The organism is Kitasatospora sp. NPDC048365, assembly GCF_043200835.1.
In the GTDB taxonomy this organism is placed as follows: Bacteria; Actinomycetota; Actinomycetes; order Streptomycetales; family Streptomycetaceae; genus Kitasatospora; species Kitasatospora terrestris.
Window position 1 is genome coordinate 1 of the sequence record NZ_JBICYJ010000073.1, and the last position, 16504, is coordinate 16504.

A 16504-nucleotide genomic window follows, 5' to 3' on the forward strand; every position below is an offset into this window, starting at 1 on the left:
GGGGGGGGGGGGGGGGGGTGGGGGGGGGGGGGGGGGGGGGGGGGGGGGCCAACCGGGGGGGGCCCCCGCGGGCCGCCCGGGGGGGGGCCCGCGGCCCCCCCGGTGGGGTCAGCGGCCGACCGGCTCGGGGACCGGCTGGGAGCCGGCGCGGGCCAGGTTGCGCGGGTGCGAGGGGTTCAGGAACCACTTGCGGGCGGACAGCACCCACCACAGGGCGGCGAAGCCGACCACCACGGCCACGGCGACCGGCGCGTAGTTGAAGTTCTTCGCGGTGATCGGGTTGACCTGGGGCAGCATGAACAGGACGGTGATCACGGTCACCCACAGCACCGCGATGATGCCGATCGGACGGCTCGCCCGGCCCAGGTGCCACGGGCCGCGCTGGAAGCGGTCGCCCTGGCGCAGGCGGAGGAAGGTCGGGATCACGTAGGCGATGTACAGGCCGATGGTCGCGATCGAGGTGACGGCCGCGTACGCGGTGGCGTTGATCAGGTACGGCAGGCCGAGGGCGAGCGCGCCGACCACCGCGAGCCAGACGGCGTTGGTGGGCGTCCGGGTGTTCGGGTTGATGCGGTGCCAGGTCCGGCTGAAGGGCAGCGCGCCGTCCCGCGAGAACGCGTAGATCATGCGGGAGTTGGCGGTCACCGAGGCCATGCCGCAGAACAGCTGGGCGCCGATCACGATCAGCAGCAGGGCCTTGCCGCCGGCGTCGCCGAGCGAGTCGATGAACACCTGCGCCGGGGGGACGCCGATCGCGGTGCCGAGGGTGCCGTCCCAGTCCTGGATGGCGAAGGTGAGGCCGACGATCAGCACGAAGCCGGCGATCCAGGAGGTCCAGATCGAGCGGACGATGCCGCGCGGGCCGGCCACCGCGGCGTCGTTGGTCTCCTCGGTCATGTGCGCGGAGGCGTCGTAGCCGGTGAAGGTGTACTGCGCGACCAGGAGGCTGAGCAGACCCACGTAGAAGCCGCTCTGGAAACCGGTGTTGTTGACGAAGTGGCCGAACACGAAGGAGGCGGACTGGTGGTGGTCCGGGACGATCGCCAGCAGGCCGACGATCACCAGCACGCCCACGACGTGCCACCACACGCTGACGCTGTTGAGCACGGCCACCAGGCGGACGCCGAAGGTGTTCAGCACGCCGTGCAGCAGCAGGACGCCGGCGAACAGCGACATGGTGTGCTCGGGCGTCACCGCGAACTCGAACTGCAGGTCCAGGTACGCGTTGAGGAAGGTGGCGGCACCGAAGTCGATGCCCGCCGTCACGGCGACCTGGCCCAGCACGTTGAACCAGCCGGTGAACCACGCCCACGCGGCGGCCGACTTGGGCGGCGCCATCTCCTTGGCCCAGAAGTACAGGCCGGCCGAGGTCGGGTAGGAGGAGCACACCTCCGCCATCGCCAGACCGACGAACAGCGTCATCGCGCCGACCAGCACCCAGCCCCAGGTGAGCATCGCCGGGCCGCCGGTGTTCAGGCCGAAGCCGTACAGCGTCAGGCAGCCCGACAGGATCGAGATGATGGTGAAGGACACCGCGAAGTTGGAGAAGCCGGACATCCGGCGGGCCAGCACCTGGGTGTAGCCGAGCTGGGCGAGGCGTTCCTCGTCCGACAGGTGGTCGGGTTCCAGAGGCATGAGCGGGGGGTCCTCTCGGGGGGAGGGCAGCGCTGAGCACTGAGCGACGGGGAAAGGGGGGAAGGGGAAGCGGTACGGGCGGACCGGGCCCGGCGGGCGGCGGGCCCGCAGGCCGGGCTACCCGCGGCGGCGGCTCCGGGTCGCGTTCCTGGCGCGCTCCTTGTGCGTCCGGAACAGCTGGTCGGCTTCGCCGCAGTACGCCCAGGGGAGCTGGGCGGCATAGGGGCCGATCTCCTCGAACACCTCGTGGGCCTCGCGGTGGCGACCGGCGAACGAGAGCGCGTGGGCGAGGTAGTTGGCGTCGTCCATGAAGTTGGCGTGCGGCGTGTGCGCCCTGCGCAGCCACCAGCGGTCCAGCACCCGGTCGATGTCGGGACACTGCATCCACGGGTGGATCGCCGACCCGGTGGAGCGCTGCTCCTGCCGGAAGCGGTAGTGCTCGGCCTGCGCCACCAGCAGCAGGACGATCAGCGGACTGCCGTCCGGCACGCTGTGCACCTGGTCGCGCGCCCAGTCGAACATCACCGTGGTCGACCCGTGCTTGCGTGGCATCAGGTAGGCCATCACCTCGTGGTAGCCCTCGCGGTTGAGCGGGTCGCGGCGGCGGACCTCGCCCCACAGCTCCAGCAGGGTCTTCCAGTCCGGGGTGAGCGTGCGGACCACAGCCATCATCACGAGCCACGGGGAGGGGTCGCCCGGCGCCGCGTCGGCCGAGGCCAGGCAGCTCCGCCAGACGTCGTCGAGCACCGCGTCGTCGGACTGGCCCGACACGATGGCCCGAAGTGCCTTGACGTGGGCCAGCATCGCCAGCGCGTCCGGATTGGTCGGCTCGGCGGACGCCCAGGTGTCGGCCCAGCGCAGCCGGACCCCGTTGCGGGCCAGGATCTGCAGTCGGAACACCCGGCGGTCCCAGTCGCGCCCGGTGGCCGCGATCAGATCCCGCGGGCCGTCCCAACGCCCCATCAGGGCGTCCTCGCAGACCGTGCGGAGAGCCTGGTCGTCCCGGGCGGGATGGTTGTCCAGCAGCGCCTCGTCGCGCCAGCTCCACCTAGGCACGAGGATCCAGTGCTTCGGGCGTGGTCGTGATCACGAGGGTTCTTCTCCGTCTGGCAGGTACACGGGCGGATGGATACGCGGAGTCAGGGTTCGGTCGCTCTGCGGGAAGAAGACAACCAGAGGCACAAGCGTTCGCAATAGGGCTCACAGGGGGCACACTCGATCACTTCGGTGCTTCGGAGGCTCAGTTGGACCTTAAGGTTTAGTAAGGAAGCCCTCACGGACGGTCAAATTCGCTTACAGTCCCGGCACATGGTGAGTGACGAGGACAGCACGGTCAGTACGCGCACGCCCAACCAGCGGCTCAGCTCGCTCATCGACCAGGCCGGGCTGTCGAACAAGCAACTCGCCCGCGCCGTCCGCGAGACCGCGGCCCGCTACGGCACCAACGCCCGCTGCACCCACACCAGCGTCCAGCGCTGGCGGGACGGCCGGCGCAGCCGCGCCGTGCCACCGGCCCTGATCGCCGAGACGCTCTCGCTGGCCCTCGGCCGCGCGGTCACCCCGGCCGACATCGGCATGCCCGCCGAAGGCCGCCCCCGCTCCCCGATGGACACCGCCTTCATCGAGGCCCCCGAGGAACTCGCCGCCGCGGCCTGCCGGTTGTGGGAGGCCGACCTCGACCGGTCCGACCTGATCCACGCCGAACTGCCGATCGGCCTGCTCTCCGGCCCGGCGCTCCACTGGCTGCTGGCCGAGGAGGCGCCGCCGGTCACCGGACACGGCCCCGGGTTCGTCCCCGGTGCCGGTGCCGGTGTCGGTGTCGGTGCCGGTCCCGGCCTGGGCCCCGGCCTGGAGGTCACCCAGGCCGACCTCGGCCGGTTGCGGGCAACCCTCCAGGCGTTCGAACCGATCATGGCGCGCCACGGCGGGGCCGTCGCCCACCGCCCGGTCGTCCAGTACCTGCTCAGCGACCTGGGGCGGCTGCTGACCGGCAGCTTCACCGAGCAGGTCGGGCGCGCGCTGTTCGGCATCGCGACCCAGGGCCTCCTGCTCGCCGGCACCTGCGCACACGAATCCGGACTACCGGGGCTCGGCCGCCGCTACCACCTGCTCGCCCTCTTCTTCGCCCACCAGGCCGACGCCCGGGCCCTCGGCGGACGCGCACTCGTCGCGCTCGCCGGATCCTGCTCCGCGCCCGCCGACCAGCCGGCCGTCCTGGACCTGCTGCGCGCCGCTGCGCTCGGCACGCGTTCGGAGGCCGGCCCGGTCCGGGTCGCCGTCCACACCGCGGAGGCGTGGGCGCACGCGATCCTCCGCGACGCCGCGGCCACCGACCGGGCGCTCGCCCAGGCCCGCCGGGCCGCCGCCGAGGACGGGGGCGTGGGCGTGGGTGGTGGCGTTGGCGTGGCCGGTAGGGGCAGGAGTGGTGGGGGCGGAGAGGCGGCCGGCGGCGGCCGGGTCGGTGACGGCGGGGCGGATGCGGGCGTCGATGTCCCGACCGGGCGGGGTGTCGCCGTCGGGACGGGCGCGTTCGCCGGGCGCGGGGAGGACGAGGGAGGCGGCGGCCGGGGTCAGGTGGCGGCCGGGCCCGGTCCGCGATCGGGAGAGCCTTCCGTACGCGCCCGGGTCGCCCAGGACATCACGGAGGCCGAACTGCGCTGCCGGGTCGCCCTCGGGGAGCAGACCGCGGCGCGGCAGTGCGCACAGGAGGTGCTGACCGCGCTCGGCCCGGCCGACACCGTCCGGACCGTGGTGGTGCACGGCCTGCTCGCCACCGCCCAGCTCCGCAGCGGCCTGACCGACCAGGCCTGCGACACGGCGGAAAGGGCCCTGTGGCAGTCGGCCGGGCTGCAGTCCGCCGCGGTCGACAACCGCCTCGACGCGCTGGCGGACGAGCTGGCCGCCCTGGAGTACGGCGGCCGGCCCGCGGTCCTCGCCAAGCTCATCCGCGAACAGCTCCACCACCGGGTGCCCCGCCGACGGGGCACCGACCGCTGAACGGATCCGCGTCCGCGTCGGCCTCCGCGTCCGCCGGGTGGCCTTCGGGGGCGGAGCGACGGATCACCGCTCGGCGGTGGACCCCGCCACCGGCTCCCGCCGCCCGGCCCAGGAGTACAGGGCGCCCAGCGCGGCGAGGCCCACCAGGTGGTGGATCAGCAGGCCGGTCCCGCCGCGCGCGGCGGCCGGGGCGTACGTCCGGCTCGCGGCCGCGAGCACGGCGAACACCGCCCAGCGGGCCGGGCTGCGCCAGCCCCGGGTCCGGCCGATCGCCAGGAAGGCCAGCAGGAAGCAGGCGGCGGCGATCAGGAGGTTCAGGACGTGCATCATCGGGGTCTGCTCCGGGCTGGTGCGGGTGCCGTGGTGCTGTGCTGCGGTGTGGTGCTGCGGGGAGAGTAGCGGGAGCGCTCCGCGGGACGATCACCGGCCGGTCGGTGGTCGCGGGGCCGGCCGGTCAGCGGTCGTGGCGGTCGGGTGCGGGGCGGCCCAGCAGCAGGAGGAACGGCAGCCAGAGCGGGGCGAGCGAGGCAAGCGGGCCGACCAGTGCCGGCCGCAGGCGGCGGACGTGGCGCAGGTAGAGCAGGGCGGCGACGCAGCTGACGGCGGCCCAGGCGACGGCGAGGAGCGTGACGGCCGCCCGGCCGAGCGGGTTCGCCGGGAAGCCGAGCGTCCAGACCGCCAGGCCGGAGCCCGCCGTCGCCGTCACGAGGGCGGCGGCGCCTGCCGGTCCCAGGACGTCGAGAAGCTCCGCCGGCCGGACGCCGGACCGCCCGGTGCGGCGAGGCCCGCGTCCGGGCAAGGCCTGCAGCAGGGCGAGCGCGAGGCCGCCCACCGCCGTGAGTCCCTGCACCACCGGCCCCGCCGGCCGGACGTCGGGCGCGCGGCCGGTGCGGAGGTATTCGCCGAACGGGTCGCGGAAGAGCCCGCCGCTGGTGACCGCCACCCAGATCGCCACCGCGGCGGTCGCGGCCAGGGCGAGCAGCACGGCGGCCGAGGTCAGCGCGAGGCGCCACGGCGCGGCCAGCGAACCGGAGAGCGCCCAGGCGCCCCAGCCGGCGACCGCCGACGGCGCGGCCGCGGCGACGGCGATGCCGAGCAGCGCACCGGGACCACCTCCGCGCCGCTGTCCTCGGGCCCCTGTGGATCTGCGCACCCGTCCTCCCCCGGTCCGGTCGGGCGCAAGGGTATCGGGCGGGAAAGTGGTGTGGTGTTTGCCACAGGGATGGCCGTATTGGTGGTGAAATATCACGCGATACGGCTTTCGTACCCGTATGGGGCGATCTGTGGCGGATTGATTCGAAGGCCCGAGTGGCGGTGGCGGCTTTGAATCAATGGCCTCTATGGATGTTTGACCAGTGAAGCGAAGGTTTCCTCTTCTGTCCAATCGCCGTCGGGCACGGAATCGGTGGCGGTTACGGTGCACGCATGGTTCAGCTCGATTCCCGTCCGAGGGCCGGCGCCGACGCCGCCGCCGGTACGGACACCTCCACCGGCGTCCGGTCCAAGGGCCTCAACAGCAACTCCGTCGGACTGCTCGGCAACACCGTGATCGGCGTCTCCACGGTCGCGCCGGTGTACTGCCTCACCACGACGCTCGGCACCACGGTGGCCGCGGTCGGCCTGCAGATGCCCGCGCTCTTCCTCGCGGGCTTCCTACCGATGCTGCTGGTGGCGTTCGCGTACCGGGAGCTGAACAAGGCCATCCCCGACAGCGGCACCTCCTTCACCTGGACGGTCAAGGCCTTCGGCCCGAAGGTCGGCTGGATGTGCGGCTGGGGCCTGGTCATCGCCACCGTCATCGTGCTCTCCAACCTCGCCGGCGTCGCCACCGAGTACCTCTACCTGCTGCTCGGAGAGATCACCCGCAGCGACGCGGTCACCGCGCTCAACGACAACAAGCCGGTGCACGTCCTCACCTGCCTGGCGCTGATCGCCGCCGCGACGCTGATCAGCTACCGGGGCATGACGGCCACCAAGGGCGTGCAGTACGCGCTCGTCGGCCTGCAACTCGCCGTGCTCGGACTGTTCGTGGTGCTCGCCGTCAGCAAGGCGCTCGGCGGCGGATCCGCCGGCTCGATCGACTTCTCCTGGCAGTGGCTGAACCCCTTCGCCGTCAGCTCCTTCACCTCCTTCACCGCCGGCCTCTCGCTGTCCCTCTTCATGTACTGGGGCTGGGACGCCTGCCTGAGCGCCAACGAGGAGACCGGCGGCAGCGAGAAGACCCCCGGCCGCGCCGCCACCCTCGCCATGGCGGTGCTGGTCGGCTCGTACCTGCTCACCGCCGTCGCCGTCCAGATGTACGCCGGCGTCGGCGGGAGCGGCACCGGCCTCGGCAACCCCGAGACCTCCTCCAACGTGCTCGCCGTCCTGGCCGGACCGGTGATGGGCCCCGTGCTGGGTGTCCTGCTGTTCGTCGCGGTGCTCGCCTCCGCGTCGGCCAGCCTGCAGACCACCTTCATCCCGGTCAGCCGCACCGTCCTCGCGATGAGCGTGTACGAGGCGCTGCCCGCCTCCTTCACCGAGGTCAACGAGCGCTACCGGACCCCCGGCCGGGCGATCGTCACCGCCGGCGTCGGCACCGGCGTGTTCTACACGGTGATGACCATGGTGAGCGAGCACGTCCTCGCCGACACCATCGCCGCGCTGACCCTGATGATCTGCTTCTACTACTCGCTGACCGCCTTCGCCTGCGCCTGGTACTTCCGCCACGACCTGCGGCGATCGGTCAAGGACGCCGTGCTGAAGGGCGTGTTCCCGGTCACCGGTGGCGTCGTCCTCGCGGCGATCTTCGGCAAGAGCCTGGTCGACATGTTCGACCCCTCGTACGGCTCCGGCAGCTCGGTGTTCGGCGTCGGCAGCGTCTTCGTCGTCGGCGGCGGACTGCTCGCCCTCGGCCTCGTCGTGATGGCCGTCATGACCCGCCGCAGCCCCGCATTCTTCCGCGGCGAGATCCTCACCCGCGACACCCCGGCCCTGGTGATCCCCGACTGACCGGCCCCGTTCTCATGCCGCCCCGGGAGCTCGTGCGCATCCCGGGGCGGTTGCGCGTTCTCAGGCGACCCAGCTGCCGGTCAGTGCCTGCACGGCCGAACCGTCCAGGTCCTTGAGCTTCACCCCGGCGAACGCGCGAGCGGCCTCCGAGGTCAGTACCCGGAAGGCCGGCCGCTCGGTGGCCAGCAGCTCGACCAGGTGCGCTGCCACCTCCTCGGACGTCTGCGCGTTGGCGAAGGCCCCGCGGGTCCGCTCCAGGTAGGCCGACAGGGCGGGGGCGTACGGACCGGCCAGCTCCACCGCGTTGTCCGCGAGACCCACGTTGCTGACGAACTCGCTTGCCACCGCACCCGGCTCGACCACGCTGACCGACACCCCGGCGGTCGCCGCCACCGGCGCGAGCGACTCCATGAAGCCCTCGACCGCGAACTTGGCGGCGCAGTACGCCTCGTTGAACGGCTGGCCGATCACCCCGCCGACGCTGGTCACCGTCACCACCCGGCCCCCGCTCGCCCGCAGCATCGGCAGCGCCGCCTTCGTGACGTGCAGCACGCCGAAGAAGTTGACCTCCATGACGGCCCGGACGTCGTCCACGCCCTCCTGCTCCAGCGTGCCCACGTGCCCCGCGCCGGCGTTGTTGACCAGCGCGTCCAGGCGGTCGAGGCCGCTCAGGCACGCCTCGACCGAAGCCGGGTCGGTGACGTCCAGCGCCCGGACGTCGACCGCGACCCCGGCCTCCTCGGCGGCAGCCAGCAGGGTTCCGGCCCTGTCCGTGTCGCGCATGGTGGCGACCACGTGCCAGCCGCTGCGCGCGGCCGCCACGGCGGTGGCCAGGCCGATGCCGGAGGAGGTGCCGGTGATCAGGACGGTCTTGGTGCTCATGGGTGGACTCCCGCGACGATGCTTATGGTTCATAACCAATATCTTTCATAACTATGGCGCGGGATATTTCACTGTGTCAAGCACCTGGGTAGGATGAACCGCATGTCCAGCCCCACGGATGCGCTCACCACGGAGATCGTCGGCCTCTTCGCCGCCATCAACCGGCGCTACGCCCAGGAGTCCGAGGGCGCCGCGGCGACCCACGACCTCACCCCGCTCCAGGCCAAGGCACTGCTCGCCGCCGAGGAACCCGTCCCGACCCGCCGCATCGCCGACCGGCTGCACGCGGAACCGTCCAACGTCACCGCGATCATCGACCGGCTGCAGGCCCGCGGCCTCGTCGAACGCAGCAACGATCCGGCCGACCGCCGCGTCAAACGCGTCGCGGCCACCGCCGCCGGCCTCGCCGTCGCGGCGGACCTGCGCGCCCGCATGCCCTTCGCCGCGGAGCCGCTCGCCGCGCTCACGGTGCACCAGCGCGAGTCGCTGCGCGAGCTGCTCCACCTCGTCCTGGAAGCGTGACGGTCGGCCGCCGCTTGCGGAGGTCGGCTCAGAGGCCGCTGGTGTCGAGATCGAGGTCGAACGGGGCCGGCAGTCGGACCGGCCCGCCGAAGGGGTGGGGGCCGTCCTCGGTCCCGTAGCCGAGCTGGCCGGGGTTGCTGAACAGCGTGCAGGTCCGGGTCTGCCGGTCGACCAGGAGGTAGAGCGGGGCGCCGTACTGGCCGTAGCGGCGACGCTTCACGGTTCGGTCGGTCTCCGCATTCGACGGGGAGGTGACCTCGACGACGAGCAGCGTCTGATCGGGGAGAAGCGCGCCTTCGGTCTTCGACGCCAGGTCGGCCGGCACGACGGCAAGGTCGGGGATGTACCAGTTCTCGCTGCCCGGAAGGTCGAGGTTCCCGGAGCCCGAGACCAGACCGAGGGACGCAAGGCGAGGAGCGAGCTGCCGTCGGACGATCTCGGCGGCGGATTCGTGGGCCCACGACGGCGACATGGGGGTGATGACTCCCTCGATGATTTCAGCTCGGTCACCTGCGATGTGCTGGATCGCGTACTTCAGTGCCCTCTCGGGATCGCTGACCGTGTACTCCGGGGGAACGCGGGGGGCCGTGCTCATCTGCGGGTCTCCTCGCTGTCGGTCGCGGTCGGGGCCGATGCTGTGCCGGATACGAGTATCGGCCCCTGCGCGGGAGTTGATGGAATCCTCGGCGTGGCGCGGGCGGTCGCGCGGTAGAGGTCGCCTCCAGGGGGGTCGAGGGTGGCGGCGCGGTGAGTGGCGGCGAGGGCGATGCGGCGGGCAGCTGCCCAATTCGTCGGTCGCGGAGCACGTCCGTGCGGGAGGCCGGCGAGGTGATCGAGCGAGAGGTCGCGATCCGGATCCGACTACCGGGCCCGAATCCGCGGGCTACCGGCCCGGACCGCCGTGGACGAGCTGCACGACAGGGTGGGCGAAGTGGCCGCTGCGCAGGGACGGCTGCGCGCCGTGTGGGACCTCCGCCGGAGCCTTCCGGGCCTGTCGCCCGCCGAGGCGCCGGCCTGCGTGTGCGGCCTGCTGGACGGCGAGGCGCCGGCGCAGCTCGTCGTGCGCGCGGCCGCAGAACTCGTCGAGCCGGGCAATCCCGTGCTCGGGGTGAGAACCGTCCGGGGCGGGACCGGGAGGTAGGGTCGCCGGCGTGCGGTCCGGTCGGACGGGCCGCCAGGTCGTACGGGAGACCCGATGGCAGGATGGCGCCGGTTCGAGCAGCACGAGACAGCGCTCGAGTACTGGGAGATCCGTCAGGAGGGGATCCGCTGCTTCCTCCGGTGGGGCTCCGACCGGGCACCGGGCAAGGCGAGCACGTCCGTCCTCGACGACGAGGAGCAGGCGCGGCGGCACGCAGCCCGCAAGATCAACGACCGTCTCCGGAAGGGCTTCCACGAGGTCGACCCACCCGGTGATCCGGCGGAAGCCGACGGCGACGTGCCGGTCCTGGACGTCATCGCCAAGGCGGCCGGCCCCCACGCGCCCGCTCCCCACTACCTGCCGGTCGACGGCTTCGAGCAGGTGTACTGCCGTACCCACGCGCCGGACCACCCGATGGGTTTCCACGAGTACTACCTGCTGCGGGACAACGGGCGCAGCGCGGTCCGCTTCACCGTTCGGGCAGGCAGCCACCGGGCCGAGACGGTTGCCTCCTTCCTCCGGTTCCTGGACTCCGCGCGTGACCTCGCCTTCGACGGCAGCCCGCACCACAAGGTGGCGCTCCCCGGCCCGGTCGGGCCGTTCGGCCACGCGCTGCTCTGCTCGCCGGCGCTGGGGCGGGCCTGCGGGGCCTACCCGGCGGCAGCGGCCCGGGTGGCGACGGCCTTCCCGATCTTCGACTGCGAGATCGGGGACCAGGACCGGGAGGTGCTGGTCGACGCCCGCATCCACGGGCACGGCGCGCTGCCCCACAGCGACTGGGCCCGGCCGCCGCACCCCGCGGTGGACCTCCGCTTCGACATCCAACCGTCGTTCCAGCGGCCGACACCGACGTTCAAGGTGTTCCGGTCGGTAGACGTGGAGCGGCTGATGGACGCGCTGCCGCAGGCGTCGGCGCAGAGCTGGCTGGAGGTGCGGTCCTTCCGCGGCGGGATCAGACGCCTCACCCCCGACGCCGTCCCGCCGTTCGCCGAGGTGCTGTCCTTCCTGACGGCCTGAGCCGTACCGCCTGACGCGCCGGCCTTGGCGGTGGCGGTGCCCTGGTCGGTGGTGGGGCACTGTTCGTCGAGTTTCACCGCGCGGGGTCGACCGCGGTGTTCGTCGGGTGCTGTCCCGGCGCGGGGGACTGTGTACACACCTTCCAGTCCCGGTCGTCCAGGACTGGCGCGGGCGCCGCGATGTGGCCGGTGCCCGGCCTGCCCGCCGGGGTGGTGGGCGGGCCGGGCGTGGGGTGGGGGTGTGGGGCTAGAGGGTGACGGCCTTGCCGCCGATGGTGACGGCGAGGTGGCCGTCGGAGGCGAAGGACCAGGCGAGGGCGCCCGAGTAGGGGGCGCAGCGGGAGCCGTTGGTGCCGGTCCAGAACTGGTTGGTGGTGTCGGCGTCGCCGATGGTCTTGTCGTTGGAGCCGCTGACGGTGAAGCGGCAGGAGGTGTTGGAGCGGAACACCGAGGTGCCGGCGTCCCAGGAGTAGTTGCGCTGGGCGTTGTCGATGCTGAGGTTGCTGGAGACGGCCATGGTGCCGGGGTTGCTGTTCCAGGTGAAGCCGTGCTTGCCGTTGTGGTAGGCGATGCTGCGGCGGACGGTGTGGTTGACGGCGATGTCGTCGCCGCCGAGCTTGTAGCCGTTGCGGTCGCCGTTGGCGTTGACGGTGCCGTTGGAGAGGGTGCCGTTGTTGTAGGAGAGGGAGTCCTCGATGGTGACGGGGCCGATCGGGCCGGTGTCGGTCTTGGTGTAGAGGTCCCAGCCGTCGTCGATGTTGTTGTGGGAGACGGCGTAGCGGAAGACGTTGCCCGGGCCGACGGTGAGCTTGGCGGCGAAGCCGTCCGCGTCCTCGCCGTCGGAGTCGGCGTTGTCGTGGGACTCGGCGCTGAGGACGAGGTTGTTGGACGGCCACTGGGCGGCGGGGGTGGTGGAGGAGATCCGGCCGAGCTGCAGGCCGGAGTCGCGGTTGTAACGGGTGACGGTGCGTTCGATGACGTTGTTGCTGCCGCCGACGTAGATGCCGTTGTCGCCGGCGCGTTCGACGGTGATGCCGTACACGTGCCAGTAGTTGCCGTTGACGGTGAGGCCGCGGTTGGCCGGGTCCTCGGTCATGGCGGAGAAGTTCAGGACCGGGGTCTCGCCGGGGTAGGCGGAGAGGGTGGTACGGGCGGAGGCGGTGCCGTTGTTGCCGGCCGGGACGGTGACGCCCTGGGTGTGGTTGTAGGTGCCGCCGCGCAGGTAGATGGTGCCGCCGGGGGTGATGCGGGCGATCGCCGAGGTGAGGGTGGTGGGGGCGGACTGGGTGCCGGCGGCGCCGTCGGTGCCGCCGGGGGCGACGTAGAGGGCGTCGGCGGTGGGCGGGGTGGTGGTGGCCGTGTCGACGTCGAGGTAGTCGAGGTTGGGCAGGCCGGCGGCGGTGGTGGGGGTGAACCGGATCGTGTTGCTGCCCGAACGGACCGGCACGGTCAGGGTCTTGGTGGTCCAGCCGGTCCAGGTGCCGGTGCCCTCGAAGCTCACCGAGGCGGTGGTGGTGCCGTTGACGGCGAGGTCGGCGGGTCGGGCGGTGGTGGTGCCGTTGGCGAACCGGATCTTCAGGGTCGCGGTGCCGGCGGCGGCCGCGGTCACGGTGAACTGGGCGTGGGCGCCGGTCGCGTTGGTGCCGTTGCAGAAGCCGGTGCCGGAGAAGCCCGTCCAGTCGGAGTCGACGGTGCCGGTGCAGACCGTGGGCGAGGCCTCGGCCTCGTAGCGGGTGGTCGCGGCCTGGGCGGGGCCGACGGACAGCACGGTCAGGGTGGCGGCCAGCAGGGTGGCCGACGCGAGGGCTGCTCTCGTGTGCATGGCGTTCGTCTCCGGATGAGTGGGGGTCAAGGATGTGAACGTGGTGCGGGCACGGCGCCGTTGCAGGGACCTTAAGGGCCTGTTGCGACCTCGTCAATAGACTCGTACATGATTGGTGTTCATGGATGTGAACACGGGACTTTGGGCAGGTCGGATCGCGACCGATGGTCCTCGGTGGGCCGCGGACAAGGGGGCAGGGTGGGAGAGGTCTGGACCACTCGACTCCACGGGACGCACCATGAGTTCCACGCTCCACCGCGCAGCACGTCAACCCGCCGACGGCGGGCCCGATCCGGAGCAGTACCGGCCCGGCCGCACCGTCACCGACTGGGACCCGGAGGACCCGGTCTTCTGGAGATCGGTCGGCCGCCGGGTCGCGACGCGCAACCTGTGGATCGCCGTGCCGGCGCTGCTGGTGGCCTTCGTGGTCTGGCAGGTCTGGTCGGTCACCGCGACCGGCCTGCAGGACGTCGGCTTCGGCCTGACCACCTCGCAGCTGTTCTGGCTGACCGCCGTTCCCGGCCTGACCGGCGGCACCGCCCGGATCCTCTACACCTTCCTCGGCCCGCGGATCGGCCAGCGCCGGTTCACCGCGCTCTCCACTCTCGTGCTGGTCGTCCCGCTGCTCTGGCTCGGCATCGCGATCCAGGACACCTCGACCCCGTACGCGGTGCTCGTGGCGATCGCCGCGCTGTGCGGGTTCGGCGGCGCCAACTTCTCGTCCTCGCTGGCCAATATCGGCTTCTTCTTCCCCACGCGGGAGAAGGGCGGGGCCGCCGGCATCGGCAACGGCTCGACCTTCCGGCAGATCCCGGTGATCTTCCGCAGCCGGCACCTGCGGGGCCTCGCCGAGGGCACCGCGGCGCACGACCAGGCGCTCAAGCAGGCCGAGACGGAGTCCGGCGCGGTCACCGGCTTCACCGCGGGGATCGCTGCCTACGGGTTCTTCTTCATCCCGGCGATGTTCGCCAACTTCGCGGTCACCAGCGCCATGTGGGGCTTCGTCGCGTTCTACGCGAGCTGTCTGGCGATCACCTGGTGGTACTACGCCCGCAGGGGCGCCGCGTACCCGAGCTGAACCCGACTCCGGTCAGTCCCGGCGGGCGAGGAAGAGGTAGGTCCGCCAGGGGAGGGTGAGCCGGCCGCCGAGCTCGGCGGTGACGGTCTCCTCCAGGTCCTTCACCAGGTCGTCGCGGACGCCGTCGGGCAGCACCAGGAGCTGGGAGGTGGTCGCCCGGTAGGACGCGAACTCGGCTGCCTCCCACTCCTGTTGCCAGTCGTAGGTGAGCAGTTCGAGGCCGTGGAAGCCGTGGCGTTCCGCGGTCCGGCCGGTCGGCCAGACCTCCGGGCCGAGCCCGCCGTCGTCCCGCGCCTCCTGGCCGTGCCGGGCGAACGCCGCCTCCACCGCCCGGTGCCCGGGCATCGCGTCCCACTGCTCGACGTTCCACAGCAGGGCCAGCAGGCCGCCCGGCGCGAGCGCCTCGGCGGCCTTCCGCCAGCACCGCTCCTGGTCGAACCAGTGCCACGCCTGCGCGCAGACCAGCCCCGCACCGCGGAACGGCGGCCGCCACTCCTCGAACGGCTCGACGTGGACGCCCAGCCCGCGCAGCCCGGCCTCCGCGTGCGCCCGCAGCATCACCGTCGCCATGCCGACGTCCGGCTCCACGGCGGTGACCTGCAGGCCCCTCGCCGCCAGCAGGCGGGTTGCCTTGCCGGTGCCCGCGCCGGGTTCGACGACCGTCGTCCCGGGCAGCCGGCTGACGATCTCCTCGATGGCCGGCGCCGGGTAGGACGGACGGGTGAGGTCGTACAGCGGCGCGGCCGGGCCGTAGCTGCGGGCCCGGCGGGCCCACATCTCGGGTGCGTTCACTGGCGTTCCTTCGGACGGAGTTCGGAGGGCCGGCCACGCGGGCCGGACCGGGCCGGCGGACGGGGGCGGGGAGGATCGGCGGACGGGAGGGCCGGCCGGACGGTCCGGACCGGGCTACGGCTTCGCCGGCCGGTCCGGGCGGGGGACGAACAGAGCTGCCGCGGCCGCGCCCAGACCGGCCAGGACGGCGGCCAGCAGTGCGATCCGCAGCCCGACGGCGGACGGGTGGACGGCGCCGCCGGCCGTGGTGGTCATCGCCGCCAGCACCGCGCTGACCACGGCGCTGGCCACCGAGGCGCCGACCGAACGGACCAGCGTGTTCAGGCCGTTGGCGGCGGCCGTCTGCGACTCGGGGGTGGCGGCGACGATCAGCGCCGGCATCGCGGCGAAGGCCAGCGCCAGGCCCGCCCCGACGATCACCGCGAGGACGGTCAGCCACCAGCCGCCGCCCAGCAGCGGGATCCCCGTCGCGTACCCGGCGGCGATCACCAGCGCGCCGAGGACCAGCGTCGCCCGCGCCCCCCAACGCACCGACACCGCAGGCGACATCAGCGCGACCGCCATCATCACGACGCCCGCGACGGACTGCAGCAGCCCGGTCCGCACCATCGAGAACCCGACGCCGTACCCGGTGGCGGGCGGCGCCTGGAGGATGTGCGGCAGCACCAGCGAGATCACGAACATCGCGAAACCGACCAGCAGCGTCGCGGCGTTGGTGGCCAGCACCGGCCGGCTCGCCGAGGTGCGCAGGTCCACCAGCGGCTGGGCGGTGCGCAGCTCGTACCGCACCCACCAGGCGGCGGTGGCGGCACCGAGCAGGGCGGCGGTCAGCGTCGGGGCGCTGGTCCAGCCCCAGCCGCGGCCCTTGGAGAGGGCCAGCAGCAGGCAGACCAGGGCGACCGTCAGGCCGAGCGCCCCCGCCCGGTCGAACCGGCCGCCGTACCGCGGACCGCTGGGCACGAACCGGGCCGCCAGCAGCAGGTTGGCCAGGCCGAGGCCCGCCACCGCCCAGAACAGCACGTGCCAGTCGGCGTGCTGGGAGAGGAACGCCGAGAACGGGAAGCCCACGGTCGAGCCGACCCCGACCGTGGCACTCATCACCGCCAGCGCCCGGCCGAGCCGCTCGCGCGGGACCTGCTCGCGCATGATGCTCAGGCCCAGCGGCAGCGCGCCCGCCCCGCACCCCTGCAGCGCCCGCCCGGCGATCAGCAGCTCCACCGAGCCGGCCAGCGCGCAGAGCACCGAGCCGGCCACCATCAACCCCAGGCACCAGAGCAGTACCCGGCGCTTGCCGCGCATGTCGCCCAGCCGTCCGCTGACCGGCGTGCACACCGCCGCGACCAGCAGCGTCGCGGTCACCGTCCAGGAGGCGTTGGCCGCCGAGGTGTCGAGCAGCCGCGGCAGCGAGGGCAGCAGCGGGATGGGCACGGTGTTGACGAGCGCGGCGGTGAAGCCGCCCAGCGCCAGGACCGGAACGGTGATGCCGCTGCCGGTCGCGGCGGGGGAGGCGGCCGGCGGGGCGGGCGGTGTCCCGGTGCCGGCCGGTGCTCCTGCGGTGGGTGCCATGGGGACGACGACCTCCAAGCTGGTGGGGGAGGTGCCCGCCCGCCTCGGAAGGCGGGCGGGCG

Annotated in this window: 15 protein-coding genes; 6 read left to right on the forward strand and 9 right to left on the reverse strand. The window is 72.8% G+C overall.

Going from position 1 to position 16504, the window contains the following annotated elements; translation table 11 throughout:
- Window positions 1–108: 108 nt before the first annotated feature.
- Both ACGFX4_RS39405 and ACGFX4_RS39410 read right to left on the reverse strand, forming a co-directional pair.
- On the reverse strand, window positions 109–1635 hold the full coding sequence (locus ACGFX4_RS39405; protein ID WP_393085656.1) for an amino acid permease: 1527 nt from the start codon (window positions 1633–1635) through the stop codon (window positions 109–111).
- A gap of 117 nt (window positions 1636–1752) precedes the next feature.
- Window positions 1753–2691, reverse strand: coding sequence for a hypothetical protein (locus ACGFX4_RS39410; RefSeq protein WP_393085658.1), 939 nt, complete (start codon window positions 2689–2691; stop codon window positions 1753–1755).
- 252 nt (window positions 2692–2943) lie between these two features.
- On the opposite strand from ACGFX4_RS39410, the gene ACGFX4_RS39415 reads away from it, so the two are divergent.
- A complete protein-coding gene (locus ACGFX4_RS39415; RefSeq protein ID WP_393085660.1) occupies window positions 2944–4632 on the forward strand; it encodes a hypothetical protein in 1689 nt (562 codons plus the stop codon).
- A gap of 63 nt (window positions 4633–4695) precedes the next feature.
- Here ACGFX4_RS39415 and ACGFX4_RS39420 read toward each other — a convergent pair whose 3' ends face one another.
- Complete coding sequence (locus ACGFX4_RS39420; protein ID WP_393085662.1) at window positions 4696–4962, reverse strand: hypothetical protein; 267 nt, start codon at window positions 4960–4962, stop codon at window positions 4696–4698.
- Window positions 4963–5086: 124 nt separating this feature from the next.
- Window positions 5087–5785, reverse strand: coding sequence for a hypothetical protein (locus ACGFX4_RS39425; protein ID WP_393085664.1), 699 nt, complete (start codon window positions 5783–5785; stop codon window positions 5087–5089).
- Between the two features lie 272 nt (window positions 5786–6057).
- Here ACGFX4_RS39425 and ACGFX4_RS39430 point away from each other — a divergent pair, with 272 nt between their 5' ends.
- Window positions 6058–7623 (forward strand): APC family permease, encoded by a 1566-nt coding sequence (locus tag ACGFX4_RS39430; RefSeq protein WP_393085666.1) that lies wholly within the window; start codon window positions 6058–6060, stop codon window positions 7621–7623.
- Window positions 7624–7683: 60 nt separating this feature from the next.
- Here the strand turns inward: ACGFX4_RS39430 and ACGFX4_RS39435 are convergent, their stop codons facing one another.
- A complete protein-coding gene (locus ACGFX4_RS39435; protein ID WP_393085668.1) occupies window positions 7684–8505 on the reverse strand; it encodes an SDR family NAD(P)-dependent oxidoreductase in 822 nt (273 codons plus the stop codon).
- A 102-nt stretch (window positions 8506–8607) separates the two neighbouring features.
- Here ACGFX4_RS39435 and ACGFX4_RS39440 point away from each other — a divergent pair, with 102 nt between their 5' ends.
- A complete protein-coding gene (locus ACGFX4_RS39440) occupies window positions 8608–9027 on the forward strand; it encodes a MarR family winged helix-turn-helix transcriptional regulator (protein WP_393085670.1) in 420 nt (139 codons plus the stop codon).
- 28 nt (window positions 9028–9055) lie between these two features.
- On the opposite strand, the gene ACGFX4_RS39445 is transcribed toward ACGFX4_RS39440, so the two are convergent.
- Window positions 9056–9622, reverse strand: coding sequence for a Uma2 family endonuclease (locus ACGFX4_RS39445; RefSeq protein ID WP_393085672.1), 567 nt, complete (start codon window positions 9620–9622; stop codon window positions 9056–9058).
- 306 nt (window positions 9623–9928) lie between these two features.
- Between ACGFX4_RS39445 and ACGFX4_RS39450 the strand changes: the two genes are divergently transcribed.
- Both ACGFX4_RS39450 and ACGFX4_RS39455 read left to right on the forward strand, forming a co-directional pair.
- Window positions 9929–10168, forward strand: a complete 240-nt coding sequence (locus ACGFX4_RS39450; protein ID WP_393085674.1) for a hypothetical protein — start codon at window positions 9929–9931, stop codon at window positions 10166–10168.
- Between the two features lie 54 nt (window positions 10169–10222).
- Complete coding sequence (locus tag ACGFX4_RS39455; protein ID WP_393085676.1) at window positions 10223–11185, forward strand: WGR domain-containing protein; 963 nt, start codon at window positions 10223–10225, stop codon at window positions 11183–11185.
- Window positions 11186–11431: 246 nt separating this feature from the next.
- On the opposite strand, the gene ACGFX4_RS39460 is transcribed toward ACGFX4_RS39455, so the two are convergent.
- Complete coding sequence (locus ACGFX4_RS39460) at window positions 11432–13006, reverse strand: carbohydrate-binding protein (RefSeq protein WP_393085678.1); 1575 nt, start codon at window positions 13004–13006, stop codon at window positions 11432–11434.
- Window positions 13007–13244: 238 nt separating this feature from the next.
- On the opposite strand from ACGFX4_RS39460, the gene ACGFX4_RS39465 reads away from it, so the two are divergent.
- Window positions 13245–14084, forward strand: coding sequence for a hypothetical protein (locus ACGFX4_RS39465; RefSeq protein WP_393085680.1), 840 nt, complete (start codon window positions 13245–13247; stop codon window positions 14082–14084).
- 12 nt (window positions 14085–14096) lie between these two features.
- On the opposite strand, the gene ACGFX4_RS39470 is transcribed toward ACGFX4_RS39465, so the two are convergent.
- Window positions 14097–14876, reverse strand: coding sequence for a class I SAM-dependent methyltransferase (locus ACGFX4_RS39470; RefSeq protein ID WP_393085682.1), 780 nt, complete (start codon window positions 14874–14876; stop codon window positions 14097–14099).
- A 114-nt stretch (window positions 14877–14990) separates the two neighbouring features.
- The gene (locus tag ACGFX4_RS39475) at window positions 14991–16442 is read right to left on the reverse strand and encodes an MFS transporter (protein ID WP_393085684.1); all 1452 of its coding nucleotides are present in this window, start codon (window positions 16440–16442) and stop codon (window positions 14991–14993) included.
- Between the last annotated feature and the right edge of the window lie 62 nt (window positions 16443–16504).